Here is an 18,105-nt window from a genome sequence, read left to right on the forward strand (position 1 = left end):
TGCGTATCGACATCGCGAGGAGTTCCGTTTCGCTCCGCTAAGTGATGTATACCCCTAGTTTCCGGAATGTATGCATTGAGACCATGATTTTGGTCACGTCATAGGGATTTCTTTACCTTGACCTGCTCGAACACCGATCTTCCCAGGTCAGAGCGACTTCACCAAGCCTGTCAAGCGGGGAACGAAACCGCAAGCAGCGAAGCCGGAGACGGTCCACGCGCGGCTTCTCCCCTCACAGCCGGGCTCCCGGAGGACGCCGAGTGTGGTAATCGAGCGAACCCGCGGAGCCGTACCCGCTCCCGCGGCCCCCGGGCAGGCGGCGTGGCGCAGCCCGTACCCGATCGCGTGAACCGGCGAGGCGGGGGACCGTGGGCCCAGGGCGCAGGCCCACGGTCCCCGGACGGTCCTCACCCGGCGGATCGGACCGTCATGGGAAACGGGCTCAGATCACGGGGCCAGGCCGTAGGCCCGGGTGATCGTCTGGGTGACCGAGCCGCCGGAGGCGTCGGTCACCACGGCCCGCAGGGAGACGTGGTCGCCGGTCTTGGGGTTGAGGGCGAACCCGGTCCAGGTGCCGTGCGGCCCCGGCAGGACCGGGATCCGGCTCCAGGTGGCGCCGTCGTCGGCGGAGGCTTCCACCCGGACCGAGGTGACCACCGGCGCGGGAGCGCCGCCGGGCGCCCGTTCGATCCGCAACGGGATCGGGGTGAGGCTGCCGCGCCGGGCCCGGTTGGCGGTGTCCAGCCCGGCCGGGTTGAACCGGACGGTCGCCAGCGGGAGCGGCCGGGCCTCCGCGGTGCGGGCCGAGCGGAACGTCCACACCGTCTCCACCGCGGTGGACAGCGGGCTCACCGAGGGGTTCCGGCGGCCACTCGTGGTGAGGGTGTAGACCGCCTCCTCGGCCGGGACCGTTGCCTTCAAGGTGCAAAGGCCAAGGTCCCACGGCACGCAGTCGGCGAACTCGGTCCTGGCGAGCGTCCGCCCGTCCTTGGCGAGGGTGACCGTGCCCGTGGTCCCGGCGTCGACGCTGTACCGGCCGGGGGTGCCCTCGGTGAAGAGCGAGCCGACGGCGTAGCGGAGTTCGTCGCCGGTACGGGCGGATTCGCCGTCCTGAAGCGCGGGCCCGGCGACCGCGTTGTTCCACACTTCGGTCTCGTTCATGCCGCGCAGGGTCCGGCCGGTGTCCTTGACCCAGTGCCCGGAGGGGTTGTGGGCGAGGGAAGAGAACCAGGTGAGCGTGTTCCCCGGGGTGCGGTAGTGGGTGAGGGTGCCGGGAAGGGCGACGGGGGTGTCGTAGGTGAACGCCGGATGCGCCGACGGTGCCGCCGCGCCGACACCGACGTCGGCGGCTCCGCCAGGTGCCCCGTTGCTCCGGTAGGTGGCGGTGACTTTGGCCAGGTCGGCGGTCCTGACCGCGTGGGCGGTGTCCTCGGGGAAGCCGCCGTCGTGGTGTTTGAGGATGTCGTAACGGTAGGGGCTGTACTGAGCGCCCTGTTTGTGCCAGACCGTCCCCACAGTGAGGCTGAGCCCGGGTTTCCGGGCCGGGATCACGAGCAGCTTGTTGTTCGGATCCGCGTGGATCCACGTGACGGTGCTCGACCACGACTTCGCGCCTTCCCTGTCGACGACCGACAGGGAGATCAGCCGGTCGGGGACGGCGCTCGGTTCGTCCACCGAGAACCGGAACATCCTCCCCTGCCGCGCGTCCACCACCACGGGCTGGGTGGCCGCGGTCACCCGGACCGGCTGATGGGCGAGGGTGGCGGTCCGGTCGTTTAACGAGAAGAGGTCGGTGTAGAGGTTCCAGTCACCGACGGGGAGCCGGACGGAGACGACACCGCGTCCGCCGACGGGCACCTCGATCCGCTCCCCCTTGGCCAGGTCGTAGAAGGTGATGTCGCCGATGGCCGGGCCGCCGTCCCTGCCGATCAGGCGGACGCTCACGTCGCCGGACTCGGGCTCCACATGGACGCCGATCGGGGTTCGCACCGCGGTCTCCCCCGACCGGGCGACGATCACCCCGGCGTGTGCGCCCGCCGGCGCCCCCGCGGGGTTGAGGGTGACCGTCACCGGTGCCTCACCTCCGGCGGGGACGGTCACCTGCCGGGCGGAGAGCTCCACCAATCCCGTCGGCAGCGGGGCGCCGGACCGCTCGACGGCGACGTCCAGGGTGAGGGGGGCGGTGCCGTTGTTGCGGTAGGCGACCGTCTTGACGACCGGCCCGCCGGTGTGCGGCCAGGGCAGCGTGGTGGAGAGGGTACCCGGCTCGGCGATCACCGGCTGGGCGACCGCGCGGGCCACGTCCACCCGCCCGGCACCCTGCTCGAAGGCCCCGGTGCCGACCCCCGGCACGGCGCTGCCGATGAGTGCGGCTTTGAGCTGCCCGGCGGTCCAGGTGGGGTGGCGCTGGGCCAGGATCGCCGCCGCCCCGGCGACGTGCGGAGCGGCCATGGAGGTTCCGCCCTGCGTGATGTACGGGCCGGGCGCCGTGCCCGCCGCGGCGGCCGCCGTGATGGCGTCACCCGGGGCGGTGATGTCGGGCTTGACTGCCTTGTCCCAGCTGCGCGGCCCGGTGCTGGAAAAGCCGGTGAGCCGGTCGGCGGAGTCGACGGCGCCGACTGTGAGCGCGGCGTCCGCGCTGCCCGGGCTGCCCACCGACTGGGGACCCGAGTTGCCGGAGGCGACGACGAAGAGTGACCCGGTCTGGGCGGTGAGGGTGTTGACCGCGTGCTCCAGCGGGTCGATCTCCGGGCCGTCGTAGCCGCCGAGGCTCATGTTGACGACCTTGGCCTTGACCTCGGTCGCGGCCCAGGTCATCCCGGCCAGGATCCAGGACTCGGCGATGCCGTTCTCGTCCCCCACCTTGCCGACGGCGAGTCTGGCGCCCGGCGCCGTCCCCCGGTTCACGCCGGAGGACGCCTGACCCGACCCGGCGATGATCGAGGCGACATGGGTGCCGTGTCCGACGGTGTCCCGGTCGGCGGGGCTGCCCGGGACGAAGCTCTTGGCCTGGACCACGACGTCGCGAAGGTCCGGGTGGGTCCCGTCGTAGCCGCTGTCCAGCACCGCGACGGTCACGCCTTCACCGGTGAGGCCCTGGGCCCAGGCGGTGGGGGCGCCGATCTGGGGGACGCTCCGCTCCAGGGTGTGCCGTCGTTTGCCGTCCAGCCAGAGCTTGGTCACCCCACCGGCCAGGGTCTTGGCGCCGGCCGAGCCGCCGAGGCTCTTCCAGGTCCCGGCCACCTCGGTCTTGGGGATCCGGGCGGAGTCGAGACCAAGATCGGGAAAGGATCTTGTACCCTCGGCCGCTTTCAGGTGCGGGGTCGCGGTTTCGGCGTCGGATTGGACGATCACCGGGATGTCCTCGCGGTACGCGTCCCCGTACCGCCACGCCAGCAGCTGGGTGACGTCGAACAGCCGCTCGTCCAGGAGACCGCCGGCGATCAACGGCATCGCGTCGGAGGGGACCACGTGCAGGTGGCCGTCGCGCCAGCGCTGGGCGAAGGAGACCTCACGGCCCTTTCCCGGCTCCACCCGGACCCGGGGCGGCCGGTCCGCGGTACCGCCGGGCAGGACCGTGACCCGGTCCCCGGTGATCAGAGTGACCTTGCCGTCCTTCGGCTGGTCGGCCTGCTTCCCCGGCTGACCGGGTGCAAGGCTCCTTCCGGATGTGACCGGTTTCCCGGGATCCGCTCCCGCCGGCGGGGTGAGCGCGACAACCCCGGTGATCACCACAGCGAGCGCTGTGACACTTGACCTCAATCTCATCGGCATCCTTTGCTCGACGAACACATCGGCGAACCGTCCACCCCGTGACCGCCGTCGGTCAGAGCCCGGACGATCACCTCCTATTGCCCCTATTGCCACGAGCCCCCGAAAAGGTTCACAACCCCTGAGATCTTCAGCCGGAATCCGGTACGACCGCGGCGCGGCCCGGACCACGCCGGCGAACCCCCGCCGAGAGCGAGACACGGTACGGCCACAGGCGGCTCGGGCACCCGGCCGACCAGACCGGCCCCGCGCGGCCCGTACCGTCCGCGAGCCCTCGGAGAGCGGAGAGGACGGGCGACGGCCGCCGAGCCGTGCGGGCTCATCGGGCGGACGGGTGGTGCCGTACCCGCCGGGGCCGGGCCACGGGTGACCTGGGGGCGCAGCCCGTACCGGTCACGAAGGAGACCGGGGCGTCCTCGCCGGGAAGATCGAGACCCTTCGGGGAGTGGCGCGGCGGAACCCCGGGCCCACAGCGATCATCGGCCACCGGGTGCCGGCGGACACCGGGCAACGATTACCGTGGTGCTGTGAACGCCGAGGCCCGTTTTCAGACCGACGCCGGTCGGCTCGCCAGAATGGGGTTCGCCGACGGGTCCCGGGCCGCGCGGCTCCTCTCCGCCCTCGGGCCCGAGGCTCCCGATCTCCTCGACGCGCTGACCAGGACCGCCGACCCCGATCTGGCCCTCGCCGCCCTCGTCCGGCTGGCCGAACGGGATCCCTCGGCCGTCGCCTTCGCCGGAGTCCCCGGGGAGCCGCGTGATCGCCTGCTGGCCGTGCTGGGGGTGAGCGCCGCCCTCGGGGATCATCTGACCCGCCATCCGGAACACCTGCCGGTCTTCGCGGAGGAACCCTCGCGCGACCCCGAGTCCTCGTTCCGCGAGGAACTGCTGCTCGCGGTGGGCGCGGCGCCGGGCGACGCCGAGCCCCGCGCGCAGGACGCCTCGACGGCGACATTGGACGCGTTGCGGGTCTCCTATCGGCGGCTGCTGCTGGGGCTGGCGGGTCGGGATCTCACCGGAGCCGTCCCGCTCCCCGAGGTCGCCGTGGAGCTGACCTCGCTGGCCGCGGCCGCGCTGGAGGCGGGGCTGGCGATCGCCCGGGCGGAGGTCGCCGACACCGGGCAGGTCCGGCTCGCCGTGATCGGGATGGGCAAGTGCGGCGGGCGCGAGCTCAACTACATCAGCGACGTCGACGTGGTCTTCGTGGCCGAACCCGTCCCCGGTGCCGACGAGACCAAGGCGTTGCGGACGGCGACCAGGCTCGCCCAGGGCATGATGCGCGCCTGCTCGGCCACCACCCCGGAGGGTTCGCTGTGGGAGGTGGACGCGGCGCTGCGCCCCGAGGGGAAGGCGGGGCCGCTGGTGCGCACCTTGGAGAGCCACCTGGCGTACTACCGCAGATGGGCCAAGACCTGGGAGTTCCAGGCGCTGCTCAAGGCCCGCCCGATCGCGGGCGACCTCGCGCTCGGCCGGGAGTACACCGCGGCGATGCACGCGCTGGTGTGGCGGGCCGCCGAACGCGAGAACTTCGTCGAGGACGTCCAGGCGATGCGGCGAAGAGTGGTAGCGCATATCCCGAAATATCAGGCCGAGCGTCAGCTCAAGCTGGGCCCCGGAGGGCTCCGGGACATCGAGTTCGCCGTCCAGCTCCTCCAGCTGGTCCACGGCCGCACCGACCAGCTCCTCCACCACCGGACCACGCTCAACGCGCTCGCCGCGCTCTCCCGCGGCGGCTACGTGGGCCGCGACGACGCGCGAACCCTCGCCGAGGCGTACTCGTTCCTCCGGCAGGTCGAGCACCTCATCCAGCTGCACCGCCTGCGCCGTACCCACGTCGTCCCCGACGCCGAGCAGGACCTGCGCCGGATCGGCCGCGCCCTCGGCATGGTCCGCGACCCCGTCGGCGAGTTCACCGCCACCTGGCGGCGGCACGCCCTCGAAGTCCGCCGCCTGCACGAGAAACTCTTCTACCGGCCGCTCCTGCACGCCGTCGCCCGGCTCCCCGGCGAGGAGGCGCGGCTCAGCCCGCAGGCGGCCAAGGCGAGGCTGGAGGCGCTCGGCTACCTCGACCCCGACGGCGCCCTCCGGCACATCGCCGCGCTGACCACGGGGGTCTCCCGCCGGGCGGCGATCCAGCGCACCCTGCTGCCCGTCCTGCTCGGCTGGTTCGCCGACGCCCCGGACCCCGACGCCGGGCTGCTCGGCTTCCGCCAGGTCAGCGACGCCCTCGGCAGCACCCCGTGGTACCTGCGGCTCCTGCGCGACGACGCGGCCGTCGCCGAGCGCATGGCCCGGCTGCTCGCCTCGTCCCGATACGCCACCGACCTGCTGCTGCGCGCCCCCGAGGTGGTGACCCTCCTCGGCGACGTGACCGCGCTGGCGCCGCGATCCGCCGACACCCTGGCGGCCGAGGCCCGGTCGGCGCTGCAGCGCCACGGCGACGCCGAGGCCGCGGTCGTCTCGGTACGGGCGCTGCGCCGCCGGGAACTCTTCCGCACGGCCGTCGCCGACCTGCTCGGCGAGCACACCGCGGATCGCGTGCACGGCGGCGACGACGAGGACCGGCCGCCGGTACGGCTGCGCCCCGACCGCGAAACCGTGGGCGAGACCCTCACCGAGCTCACCGCGATCACGGTGCAGGCCGCCCTCGAAGCGGCGCGGGCCAAGGTCGAGCTGGAGCGCGGCGGCCCGCTGCCGACCAGGATCGCGGTGATCGCGATGGGCCGGCTCGGCGGCGCCGAGGTCTCCTACGCCAGCGACGCCGATGTGATGTTCGTCCACGAGCCGCTCGACGGCGGCGGTGAGCGCGCGGCCGTCGACGCGGCCCACGCGGTCGCCGAGGAGCTCCGCCGGCTCCTCGCCCGCCCGGCGCCCGATCCGCCGCTCGGGATCGACCCGGGGCTGCGCCCGGAGGGCAGGCAGGGCCCGCTCGTGCGCACCCTCGCCTCCTACGCGGCCTACTACGCGCGATGGTCGTCGTCGTGGGAGGCCCAGGCGCTGCTCCGGGCGGCCCCGCTCGCGGGTGACGCCGCGCTCGGCCGGGCGTTCATCGCGATGATCGACCCGATCCGCTACCCCGAGGGCGGCATTCCCGACGGTGCGGTACGGGATATCCGGCGGCTCAAGGCGCGGATGGAGTCCGAGCGGCTCCCCCGCGGCGCCGACCCCACACTCCACACCAAACTCGGACGCGGCGGGCTCTCCGACGTCGAGTGGGTGGCCCAGCTCATCCAGCTCCGGCACGCGTGGCGGCTGCCGGGCCTGCGGACCACCAGGACGCTCGCCGCGCTGCGGGCCGCGACGGCCGACGGGCTGCTCGACGCCGACGACTGCGCCGTGCTCGTCGAGGCGTGGCGGTTCGCCTCCCGGATCCGCGACGGCATCATGCTGGTCCGGGGCCGGGCCGGGGACAGCATCCCGGCCGACATCAGGGAACGCGCGAAACTCGCCGGGGTTCTCGGCTACCCCCCTGACGCCACCTCCGACCTTGTGGAGGACTACCTGCGAACCACCCGCAGGGCCCGCGCCGTGGTCGAGCGCGTCTTCTACGGCTAACCCCTATTTCGGGAAATAGCCCGTGATATCCGTATGGCTCGACCCGTTGTTTATCGGGCGGCGAACAGGCGTCTCCTTGAAGGCGCACAGGGGTATGGTGTTGGCAAAATCGAAGAGCGCTTGGGGAATCCATATGGGTGAACCACCCGGGATGTCAGTGAATGACCTCTTGGCCGCCGGCCACGATGCCGCGGAGACGAGCAGGCGTGCGCACCGACGTGCCGTACACCGCGAAGCGATCGTCGATAAACCGCCCGGGAGGAACCGGCGGCTTGGACACGGGGAGGTCCGGCGCGCCCCGGCACCCTGGTGAAACCCCCTCTCTCGCCCACTAAAGCGTAGAAGATCCACTCTTGCGGCTCTTGTGCAGATTTGGACTAATTCACGGGCAACGAGGACCCCATTATGGCCTGGCAGCTCCACTACACCTCGGTCGCGTCCGGCCCTGCCGGAAGACCCGGCTTCCAGCTCATCGGACGCACCCCCGGCACCCCGCACCGGCTGGAGTCCCTGGTCGTCCCCCTCCTCACCGGCAAACCCCCGCCCACCCCGGGCGCGGCCCGCCCCGTCACCCTCGCCTACGCCGCCTACGGACGCGAGGTGGTCCTCACCCGCTGCCACCCCCTGGACCGGGATCGCTCCGGACGGCACGGCGACTTCTTCGGCCACGCGGTCGTCACCACCCCGAACGAGCTGGACGGGATCAGGCCCATCGACTTCTGGGACGCGCCGCTGTGGCGCTCCCGCTCCCTCAACGGCACCGTGGACCTGCGCCCGGGAGCCTCCTTCGACCCCGAAACCCTCGGCCGAGGGCTGGCCCGGCGGGGCGAACCCGGGTACGCCCTGCTCATCAGGCTCCTGCGGGAGGTACGGCGAGCCCTCGCCGCCGGATACGGACGCATCCTGCTCGTCAGCCGGAATCCGGACGAGATCGTCTTCTGGATCGCCGTGATCTCGTACTCCCTGCCCTGCGCCACCGCCGCGCTGCTCTCCTTCACCACCTACAGCGCCGAACCGGCCGGCACCTCCCAGCTCCTGGTCGGCACCACGCCCGACGTCCGGATCCCGCCCACCCTGAACGCGGTCGTGATCGACCTGGACCGGCCGGCCCCCGGCGACCCGCGGGCCGAGCAGGGGGCCGGCCGGTTCATCCGCTCCGTCGCCGCCTGCTGGCGGCGGCTCGACCTCACCGGCATCGAGGCCGTCGGCGAACTGGACGGGGACGACCTCGACACCGCCGCCGCGCTCCTCGCGCTCTGCCGGGGCGAGGTGTCGGTCACGCCCGAGGAGCAGCTCGCCGTCTCCCGGCTCCTGCTCCGGTACGGCGCGACCGCCCCCGGCTGGGTCTGGCAGGACCTCCCGCTGGACCGGCTGGAGTTCGACCTCGCCCTCGCCGCCTGCGCGACCGCCCCGCCGCGCCACGCCCTGCGCTACACGATCCGCGCCCTCTGGACGGCGCCCGACCTGGTCAGGCTCGCCGAAACCGTGCACGTCTGCCTCGCCGCGGACTCGCCCCCGCCGGTCACCGAGGTGGAGAACGCGGCCGCCGCCCTCGCCTGCCTCGGCGCCGGGGACCTCTCCGCCGCCTACGACCGGATGCCCCCTGAGGGACGCGACCCCCTGGTCGCCGGGGTGTTCACCGGCCTTGACCGGGCCAACTCCCACATCCGGCGGCGCATGCTCACCGACGAGGCGTGCCGGCGGCTCGCCGGACGGGACCTGCGCCGCGCGCCGCGGATCGGGGCGCTCATCCTGGAGTCGCTCGCCCGGGGCGGTTCGCTGGACCGGCGGATCACCACCGTGTCCCTGCTGGACCTGGAGCTCACCGCCGCCGAGGCCGATCCGATCCTGCGCCGGGTCTGGCAGGACGCGGTGCCCACCCCCGCGGACTGCGCCTGGCTGCTGGAGTCCTTCGGCCCTTGGCTGGCTGAGCGCCCGAGCCTGATCGGGCTCTTCGCCCGGATGTTCGCCGGAGCCGACCTCGACGCCCCCGAGACCACGGAGCTCGCCGCGGCCGTGGAGAACACGCTTCCCGGGCGGGACGCGACCGGGGCCGGCCTGGTTCTGACCGCGCCGCGGATCGCCGGGGCCCGGCTGCCGGGGGACGCCGCCCCGGTGCTGGAGGAGATCGAGCGCCGCGGGGTGCACGTCCCCCGCGAACTGCTGGACCGGGTCTGCGCCCAGGCCGCGCGGCGGCTGACCACGATGACCCCGCGGTCGCGGACGGAGCTGCTCGGGCTGCTCTCCGGCCGGGCCCGGGCCCGGGTGGTCGCGTCCTGGCTGGCCGGGGCCGGGCAGTCGCGGGACGAGCGGGCCGCGCTGCTGGAGATCGCGGTACGGCTGCGCACGGCCGGGCGGCCCGAGGCCGAGCTGGAGACCTGGGCACAGCGGCTCGCGAGCCGCCCCTTCGGGCTGAGTCAGGTGGAAGGGCCTCTGATCGGCGATCCCGAACTCGCCGCCGGTCTGCGAGAAGTACTGTCGGGAGGACGACGGTCGATGTGGAGGTGGCGGTAGTCCGTGCGGTACCTCGTCTACGGACTCCTCATCTGCGTCGGACCGCTGCCGCTGGGATTCCTGGTCGGGTTCACGGTCGTCCTTCCCGTCGCGTTCATCGCCTCGACCGTCGCGGTGACGGTGCAGTACCACCTCTGCGCCAAGGAGATCCTGCTCAGGACCGGGACCAACCACTTCCATGAGCACGGGACGAAGTACCCGCACTACCTGGTCGGCATGGTCTGGCTGGACTGGCTGGTGATCCTTACCGAGACCGCGTCCCGCATCCGCCTGCACGGCCGGAGGATCCTGCGGTCCCCCAGAGGGATCTTGTCGGCTCTCGGTTTCAACGTCTGGCTGACGTCCTTCCTCCTCCCCTTGTCCCTGGCGATGTCCGCGGGGGTCGCACTGTCCGCCGTGCCGCTCGCCGTGGTCTTCATCGCGCACGCCGCGGCGTACATCGCCGTGGTGCTGATCGGGACGGCGCTCCGGCTCGGCCTCGCGCTGGTCCTGGGATTAATCGAATGGCCTTTTCGTATCTATCGACGCATAAATCAGACTTGTCAACATTCTGAGTGTTGTGCACGTTTCACCCTGCCTGTCTACGCCTGCCCGCGCTGCGATGTCCGACACCCTGCGCTCAAGCCCGACCTGTACGGGGTCTTCCGCCATGTGTGCCTGTGCGGCGGGAGGTTGCCGACGGCCACCCCGCTCGGGCGTCACCGGTTGCCGGCGTACTGCCCGTCCTGCTCGCGCGCCCTGCCACCTCTCCTCAACCGGCAAAAGCCCTGGAAGGTTCACGGACGGCCGAAAGGGAAGATCCCCCTCAATCACGTGATCTTCAGCCGGGCGATCTTCGTCGGCTCGCCGGCGCTCAGCGTCGGCGCCCTCGTCCCCCTCGGCCAGGCCTTGGCCGGATGGGTTGCCGGAGCCCTTCCGATCTAGGACCCACGCCGCCGGGCCGGGAAACAACCGGACGGCTGACCGGAACCCCGTGGCCCGGTACCAAACCCCCATACCGGACCGGTCGTCGCACCCCTTCCGGGGTCTCGAACCGAGCCGTGGACGGCTCGGCGCCGGACCGCGATCCCACTGACCTGCCCCGAGGTGGAGACCGCCGGGTTACCGGAAACTTATTCTACTGTCCCGCTAAATAGTTTAATTTGCGACATTCCCATCTCACGACACCAAGTGCACGGTTATGGGATTTACCGTGATTTACACCACTCAATCACGCCCAACCGGGGGTACTCGCAAATATCGCGTGAGCCACCGTGTACAGTAAGTTTTGTTAACTATTCGGGGCGGGCATTCCTCCGTCGGCCGGGGCCACGGCTGGAGGTGTGCCGTCGTCGCTCCACGTCCCGGCGGTGTTCACCCTCGGGGGACATCGCCGGGAAACTCCCCTGCCGCGATGGAATCAACCATGAAGACTGAATCACATTCGGGGGTTTAACGTGCCTGTGACCCACAAGCACGCGCCATCACTGCAACATCTTCCTATTCCGCCCAGTGACGAGGAGTTGTATGCCTATCTGGGACCGCAAAGGCGATGGGTACTTCTCTGTGTATCGCTGTCGTATACATTCACCGCGGTAACCCTCTTTCTCTTCGCCCTCCGCCATCCCCTTCTCTGGGTCTTCCTCGTCGTGCTCGCGGTGAACGTCGCCGCCTGGCTGCTCTCCCTGGTCGACGGAAACCGCCCGCGGCGGGTCACCCGGGCCTCCCACGAGATGCTTCTGGCGGCCTGGCGTCCCGAGCGACTGCCGGACGTGGATGTGTTCCTCCCCACCTGCGGGGAACCCCTGGAGGTTCTGGAGAACGCCTACCGCCACGTCGCCCGCCTGTCGTGGAGCGCTCCACTCACCGTGTGGGTGCTCGACGACGCTGACAGCGACCACGTCCGCGAGCTCGCCGACCGCCACGGATTCCGATACGTCGTCCGGCCGGACCGAGGCCACCTGAAGAAGGCCGGCAACCTCAACCACGCGCTCACCCTCGCGCGGGGTGAGGTCGTGGCCATCCTCGACGCCGACTTCTGCCCGCGCCCGGACTTCCTGGCACACCTGGTGCCCTATCTCTCCGACCCCAAGATCGGAATCGTGCAGAGCCCCCAGGTGTTCGACACCGACGCCTCGATGACCTGGCTCGAACGTGCCGCCGGAGCGGCCCAGGAGTGGTTCTTCCGCTGGCTGCAGCCCTCCCGCGACGCCAACGACGCCGCGATCTGCTGCGGCAGCAACGCGATCTACCGGCGATCCGCGATCGACGAGATCGGCGGCTTCGCCAAGCTCGACCACAGTGAGGACATGTACACGGGGATCGCGCTCGCCGAGCGGGGCCACGGGACGCTGTACGTCCCCGTCCAGCTCGCCAAAGGCCTCTCCCCCGACACCCTGCCCGCGTTCGTGAACCAGCAGTACCGCTGGGCGATGGGCAACCTGCACCTGCTCATCACCCGGGACACCACCGCGCGGATGCCCTGGCGGCGGCGCCTGTCCTACTGGAACGGCATCATCAGCTACATCCTGACCTCGGTCAACGTCTTCGCGGCACCGCTGCCTCCCCTGGTCATGATGTTCTTCTACCCCGGCGAGATCCGGGCCTGGCACGTCCTGCCGCTGCTCGCCCCGCTCTGGGTCTGGCTGGTGTTCCTCCCCTCGGTCTCCCGGACCCGCTGGCGAGCCGAGGTGATCCGGGCCCAGCTGATGGTGAGCCTCGCCGCGGGGGCGGCCGTCTGGCACACGCTGCGGGGCAGATCCGCCGCATGGGTGCCGACCGGGGTGAAGACCCGTTCGCCGCTGGCCCGGCGCATCAACCTCGTCGCCCTGGTGTGGCTGTTCCTCAGCACGCTGCTCGCCTGGTCGGGGTCCGCCTACGCGGTCGGGATGTACGGCTGGCGCGAGCACTGGGCCATCGTCGCCTACACCGGCGTGACGACCTACCTCGCCCTGCCGCTGATCAGGGACCTGCTGACCGTGTTCGCCGGCGGACGCCCCGCCCGGCCCCGGGTCCCCGCGCACACCGGCGGGATCGACTGGCCGGAACAGCTCGCCGTGACCCTCGGGCTGGCGACGATCGCGCTCGTCTCCACGGGCTGGGTCGACCCCATGCTCCCCTGGAGCTGACGGACCCGATCGAACGGGCCGGGTACGCCGTGGGGGTGCCCGACCGGCTCCCACGGCGCCGGACCCGCACGCGCCCGTACGGCCCGTCCGTGAACCGGCGGAGCCGTGACCCGGCCCCGGCGACTCCGCCGGCGCGTCCCCGGAACGTCACGGCCTTCCGCCGTCACCCTCCGCTTACCGATCTTTGAGGAAAGTTGCCTCACATGCCGTTCGTGGCTGCCGCTCCGCCGGCTTCCGCGCGCTCCCGCAAGCCCGGGTACCATCCCGGCTTCCGCCCCGACATCGAGGGCCTGCGCGCCGTCGCCGTACTCACCGTGCTCGCCTTCCACGCCTCGATCCCCTACTTCGGCGGGGGATACGTGGGGGTGGACGTCTTCTTCGTCATCTCCGGCTTCCTCATCACCGGGCAGCTCCTGGCGGGTATCGCCAGGGACGGGCGGTTCTCGCTCGCCGAGTTCTACGCCCGCCGGGCCCGCCGCATCCTGCCCGCCGCCGGAGTCGTGCTCACCGTCACCGGGGTCGCGGCCTACCTGGTCCTGCCCCCGCTCCGGCTCCGGGACACCGCGGTCGACGTCCTCACCTCCGCCCTGAACGTGGCCAACTGGCGGTTCGTCGCCAATGAGACCGACTATCTGCTCGCCTCCCGTGACGCCAGCCCGGTCCTGCACTTCTGGTCACTCGCGGTCGAAGAGCAGTTCTACCTGGTCTGGGCGCCACTCCTGCTGGTCATCGCCCTGATCGCCGGGCGGCACCGGCTGAAGGCGATCACGTTCGGGGTCCTGGCGATCACCGCGGGCTCGTTCGCGCTCTCCCTGCACTGGACGGCGACGAGCGAACCGCTCGCCTACCTCGCCTCCCCGAGCCGCGCCTGGCAGTTCGGCCTGGGCGCCCTGGTCGCGCTCACCGCCCCGCTCGCCGTCTGGCTCACCCGGGCCCTGCGGCACGCGCTGCTCTGGTCCGGGCTCGCCGCGGTCGCCGGGTCGACGGTGCTCTTCGACGAGTCGACGCCGTTCCCCGGCACCGCCGCACTGGTCCCGACCGTCGGGGCTGCCGCGATCATCCTTGCCGGTACGGGGCTGAGCCCGGTCCCCGACCCGGCGCGTCGGCAGGCCGACGAAAGCGAGACCGGCCGCGGGCCCGTACCGGACTCCGAAGCGGCCCCCGCCGAGGGCGCCGCACGCCCGGAGCGCCGTCCCTTCGGCGGGCCGCTGCGGACCCGGCCCATGCGGGCGATCGGACGGCTCTCCTTCGCCTGGTACCTGTGGCACTGGCCGGTGGTCGTCCTCCTCGAAGCGGGGCTCGGCCCCCTGTCCTGGCCGGTCAAGGCCGTGGCGACGGTGGCCGCCGCCCTTCCCGCCTATCTCACCCTGCGGCTGGTCGAGCGTCCGCTCCGCTTCTCCGCGGTCCTGTCGCTCCGTCCCTCGCGCGGGCTGTCCGCCGGGTTCAGCGCCGTGGTCGTGCCCGTGGTGGCCGCGCTGCTGCTGGGCAGCGCAGCGGTCCGGGTCATGGGCGACCCGGTTCCCCGCCCCGACCCGCGGGGCGCCGCGGACGGCTCGGGGCTGACCGTCGAACCCGGGGCGGCCGGGATGGTCCCGCACCCGGTGCTGGCCCGTCAGGACTTCCCGCCGAGCGCCGGCTGCGAGATCCCGCTCACCGCCGTGATCAGCCCGCGCTGCCTCTTCGGCACCGGGGAGCGTCGCATGACGCTCCTCGGCGACTCCCACGCCGGCCAGTGGTTCTCCGCGCTAAAACCCATCGCCGACCGCCGCGGCTGGTCCCTGGAGGTCCTCGTCAAGCCCGGCTGCCCGCTCCCCCGGCTCACCGTGGTGGACCCCCGGCTCGGCCGGGAGTACCGGGAGTGCGACACCTGGCGGAAGAACACCCTGGACCGGCTGGTCGGCGGGGCGAAGCCCGAGCTCATCGTGATCTCCACCCTCGGCTTCTACCCTGGTGACCCGGACTGGGCCGCCGTGATCGACCCGCTCAGATCCCTCAACGTGCCGATCGTCTATCTCAGGGACACCCCGAGCCCCGGCTTCGACGTGCCGGCCTGCCTGTCCAAGGCGCTCAACGGGTCCGGGTCCGCCGACCGGCGGACGATCGACCGCTGCGCCGTTCCCCGCGTGTCCGCGCTGCCGCCCGCCCGCTTCATCGGCGGCGTCCGCGTGGTCGACGTGACCGACGTGCTCTGCCCGGGGACGACCTGCCCGGCGGTACGGGACGGGGTGGTGATGTACCGGGACTCCTCGCACCTGACCGACACCGCGGCGGCCGTGCTCTCCCCGCGGATCGAACGCCACCTGGAGCTCCTGCGGGTGATCCCCCCGCTGTGGCGGGAGGTCTGGCGCGACGATTTCACCGGCCCGCAGCGCAGCCGTCCGTCCCAGGCCAACTGGCAGTACGACCTCGGGACGTGCTATCCGGGCTGTCCGGCGAAGAACTGGGGGACCGGGGAGATCGAGACGATGACCGACTCCACCGCCAACGTCAGCCTCAACGGGGACGGGCAGCTGGCCATCGCCCCCCGCCGCTTCCCCGACGGGAGGTGGACCTCGGGACGGCTCACCTCGGTGCGGGCCGACTTCCAGGCGCCGCCCGGCGGGGTGATGCGGGTGGAGGCCTCGCTGCGGCTGCCGAAGATGAACCGGCGGGACGGCGCGGGGTACTGGCCCGCGTTCTGGATGCTCGGGGCCCCGTTCCGGGCGACCTACACCGACTGGCCGGGCGCGGGTGAGGTCGACATCATGGAGTCGGTCAACGGGCGCGGCGGCGTGTTCGCGACGATGCACTGCGGCACCCTCCCCGACGGTCCCTGCAAGGAGAGCTCCGGGGGGCTGAGCTCGGGCGAGGTGCCCTGCGCGGACTGCCACACCCGGTTCCGCACGTACGCCGCCGAGATCGACTTCTCCACGAGCCCGCAGCAGGTCCGCTGGTATCTCGACGATCGGGAGATCCACCGGGTCACCGCGGACGAGATGGACCCGCAGACCTGGGCCAGGACGACCGACCACGGGTTCTTCCTCATCCTCAACGTGGCGATGGGCGGTGCGCTACCCAAGGCCAAGGGCGGCGGGCCCACCCGCGCCACGGTGTCGGGCCGCCCGATGCTCGTCGATCATGTCAGCGTCTCCGTTCGCAACTGATCGGTGACGGGCCGGGGGTGGTTACGGCCAGGGCGATAAGGTATCCACCCCCGCAGGCTCCGGCTCGGACGCGGAGCACGCGTGTGACCTGCGGAGGCTCGTGGGGAGAACTCCGCCCGGCCTGACTGTTATATCAACATCAAGTTTATCTATGAGTCATCCCCAGTCTTGACATGTCTTGATTTATAGAAAATGATCCCATCCAGCGGCTCTCCCCATTCCCGCCGAAACCGGATAAGCGCATTTGTTGGGATTTGTGGTTCGGGGGGATCCGCGCCGGTGTTCGAACATCAGCACTGTCCGAGGCCAGTAGGGGAAGGAGGTGTTGCGATGCCACGAGGGATATCGTGGACCTAACTACCGGTAAGCCGTATTTTTGCTGCTCCCGCAACGCGGGGCGGGAGCAGCAAACCGGTTTGGAACGGACCGATTCCCGGATCCGCAATCCGGCCGGGGCCGTTCACCGGATTCCCGCTTAAACACGACCGACGCCCCACGGTCGCGGGATCGCCGATCGTCCGTCAAAGGATGGGGAGGTATCGCCCGCGCTCGTACTCGGTGACCTGACGGCGGTAGTCCTCCCACTCCGCGCGCTTGTTGCGGAGGAAGAAGTCGAAGACATGCTCCCCCAATGTCTCCGCGACCAGCTCGCTCCGCTCCATCATGGAGATCGCCTCGTCGAGCGACTGCGGGAGCGGGGAGATGCCCAGGGCCCGGCGCTCCGCCGACGTGAGCGCCCAGACGTCGTCCTCGGCCCCGGGCGGCAGCTCGTACCCGTTCTCGATTCCTTTCAAGCCCGCCGCGAGGATCAGGGCGAAGGCGAGGTAGGGGTTGCACGCCGAGTCCAGGGAGCGGAACTCGATCCGGGTGGAGTTGCCCTTCTGCGGCTTGTACATCGGCACGCGGACCAGGGCGGAGCGGTTGTTGTGCCCCCAGCAGACGTAGGACGGGGCCTCCCCGCCCGCTCCGGCGATCGCCTCCGCGCCGCCCCACAGCCGCTTGTAGGAGTTGACCCACTGGTTGCAGACGGCGGTGATCTCGGCGGCGTGCCGGAGGATCCCCCCGATGAACGAGCGCCCGGTCTTGGAGAGCTGGAAGTCGCCGCTCGGCTCGTAGAAGGCGTTGCGATCCCCCTCGAACAGCGACATGTGGGTGTGCATCCCCGAGCCCGGGTACTCGGTGAACGGCTTGGGCATGAACGTCGCCCAGATCCCCTGTTCCAGCGCCACCTCCTTCATGACCAGGCGGAAGGTCATGATGTTGTCGGCGGTGGTGAGCGCGTCCGCGTACCGGAGGTCGATCTCCTGCTGCCCCGGCGCGCCCTCGTGGTGGCTGAACTCCACCGAGATGCCCATGGACTCCAGCATCATGATCGCGCTGCGGCGGAAGTCGTGGCCCGCGCTGTGCGGGGTGTGGTCGAAATAGCCCCCCGCGTCCACCGGCACCGGCCGGGAGCCGTTCTCCGGACGCTCCTTGAAGAGGAAGAACTCGATCTCCGGGTGGGTGTAGAACGTGAACCCCATGTCGGCGGCCCGGGCCAGGGCGCGCTTGAGCACCCAGCGCGGGTCCGCGTGGCTGGGCGAGCCGTCGGGCATGAGGATGTCGCAGAACATCCGGCCCGCGCCGGGGGACTCCGAGCGCCACGGGAGGATCTGGAAGGTCGAGGGGTCGGGCTTGGCGAGCATGTCGGCCTCGTAGACCCGGGCGAAGCCCTCGATCGCCGAACCGTCGAACCCGATCCCCTCGGCGAACGCCCCTTCCAGCTCCGCGGGGGCGATCGCGACGGACTTCAGGAATCCGAGCACGTCCGTGAACCACAGGCGGATGAAGCGGATGTCGCGCTCCTCAAGCGTGCGGAGGACGAACTCCTGCTGGCGGTCCAAGGCACCTCCTCTGTGCGATCCGGGTCCGGCGCAAGGGATCGGGACGCCCTCCCGCGACGGGAAGACGCGTCTGTTCAGCTTAAGTGTGCCGGTTTCGTGTTTCGCGCACGTTACGGAGCCCGCGGCGGCGCCC

The 18,105-nt window shown here is 71.3% G+C and carries 7 protein-coding genes; 5 read left to right on the forward strand and 2 right to left on the reverse strand.

The window, feature by feature from the left end; translation table 11 throughout:
* Positions 1-447: 447 nt before the first annotated feature.
* A complete protein-coding gene (locus RUR_RS05895; RefSeq protein ID WP_283133833.1) occupies positions 448-3,768 on the reverse strand; it encodes a S8 family serine peptidase in 3,321 nt (1,106 codons plus the stop codon).
* Between the two features lie 530 nt (positions 3,769-4,298).
* Between RUR_RS05895 and RUR_RS05900 the strand changes: the two genes are divergently transcribed.
* The 5 genes from RUR_RS05900 (at position 4,299) to RUR_RS05920 (ending at position 16,089) form a co-directional block, all read left to right on the forward strand.
* Entirely contained in the window at positions 4,299-7,325 is a 3,027-nt protein-coding gene (locus RUR_RS05900; protein ID WP_283133834.1) for a bifunctional [glutamine synthetase] adenylyltransferase/[glutamine synthetase]-adenylyl-L-tyrosine phosphorylase, read from the forward strand.
* Between the two features lie 405 nt (positions 7,326-7,730).
* Positions 7,731-9,839 carry a GAP1-N2 domain-containing protein gene (locus tag RUR_RS05905; RefSeq protein ID WP_283133835.1) on the forward strand — a complete coding sequence of 703 codons (2,109 nt, stop codon included), beginning with the start codon at positions 7,731-7,733 and terminating at the stop codon, positions 9,837-9,839.
* A gap of 3 nt (positions 9,840-9,842) precedes the next feature.
* The gene (locus RUR_RS05910; RefSeq protein WP_283133836.1) at positions 9,843-10,763 is read left to right on the forward strand and encodes a hypothetical protein; all 921 of its coding nucleotides are present in this window, start codon (positions 9,843-9,845) and stop codon (positions 10,761-10,763) included.
* 704 nt (positions 10,764-11,467) lie between these two features.
* Positions 11,468-12,946, forward strand: a complete 1,479-nt coding sequence (locus RUR_RS05915) for a glycosyltransferase family 2 protein (protein WP_283133837.1) — start codon at positions 11,468-11,470, stop codon at positions 12,944-12,946.
* Between the two features lie 212 nt (positions 12,947-13,158).
* Positions 13,159-16,089 carry an SGNH hydrolase domain-containing protein gene (locus RUR_RS05920; protein WP_283133838.1) on the forward strand — a complete coding sequence of 977 codons (2,931 nt, stop codon included), beginning with the start codon at positions 13,159-13,161 and terminating at the stop codon, positions 16,087-16,089.
* A 521-nt stretch (positions 16,090-16,610) separates the two neighbouring features.
* On the opposite strand, the gene glnA is transcribed toward RUR_RS05920, so the two are convergent.
* Entirely contained in the window at positions 16,611-17,972 is a 1,362-nt protein-coding gene (glnA, locus tag RUR_RS05925; protein WP_283133839.1) for a type I glutamate--ammonia ligase, read from the reverse strand.
* Between the last annotated feature and the right edge of the window lie 133 nt (positions 17,973-18,105).

This window comes from Rhizohabitans arisaemae (assembly GCF_025996515.1).
Taxonomy (GTDB): domain Bacteria; phylum Actinomycetota; class Actinomycetes; order Streptosporangiales; family Streptosporangiaceae; genus Rhizohabitans; species Rhizohabitans arisaemae.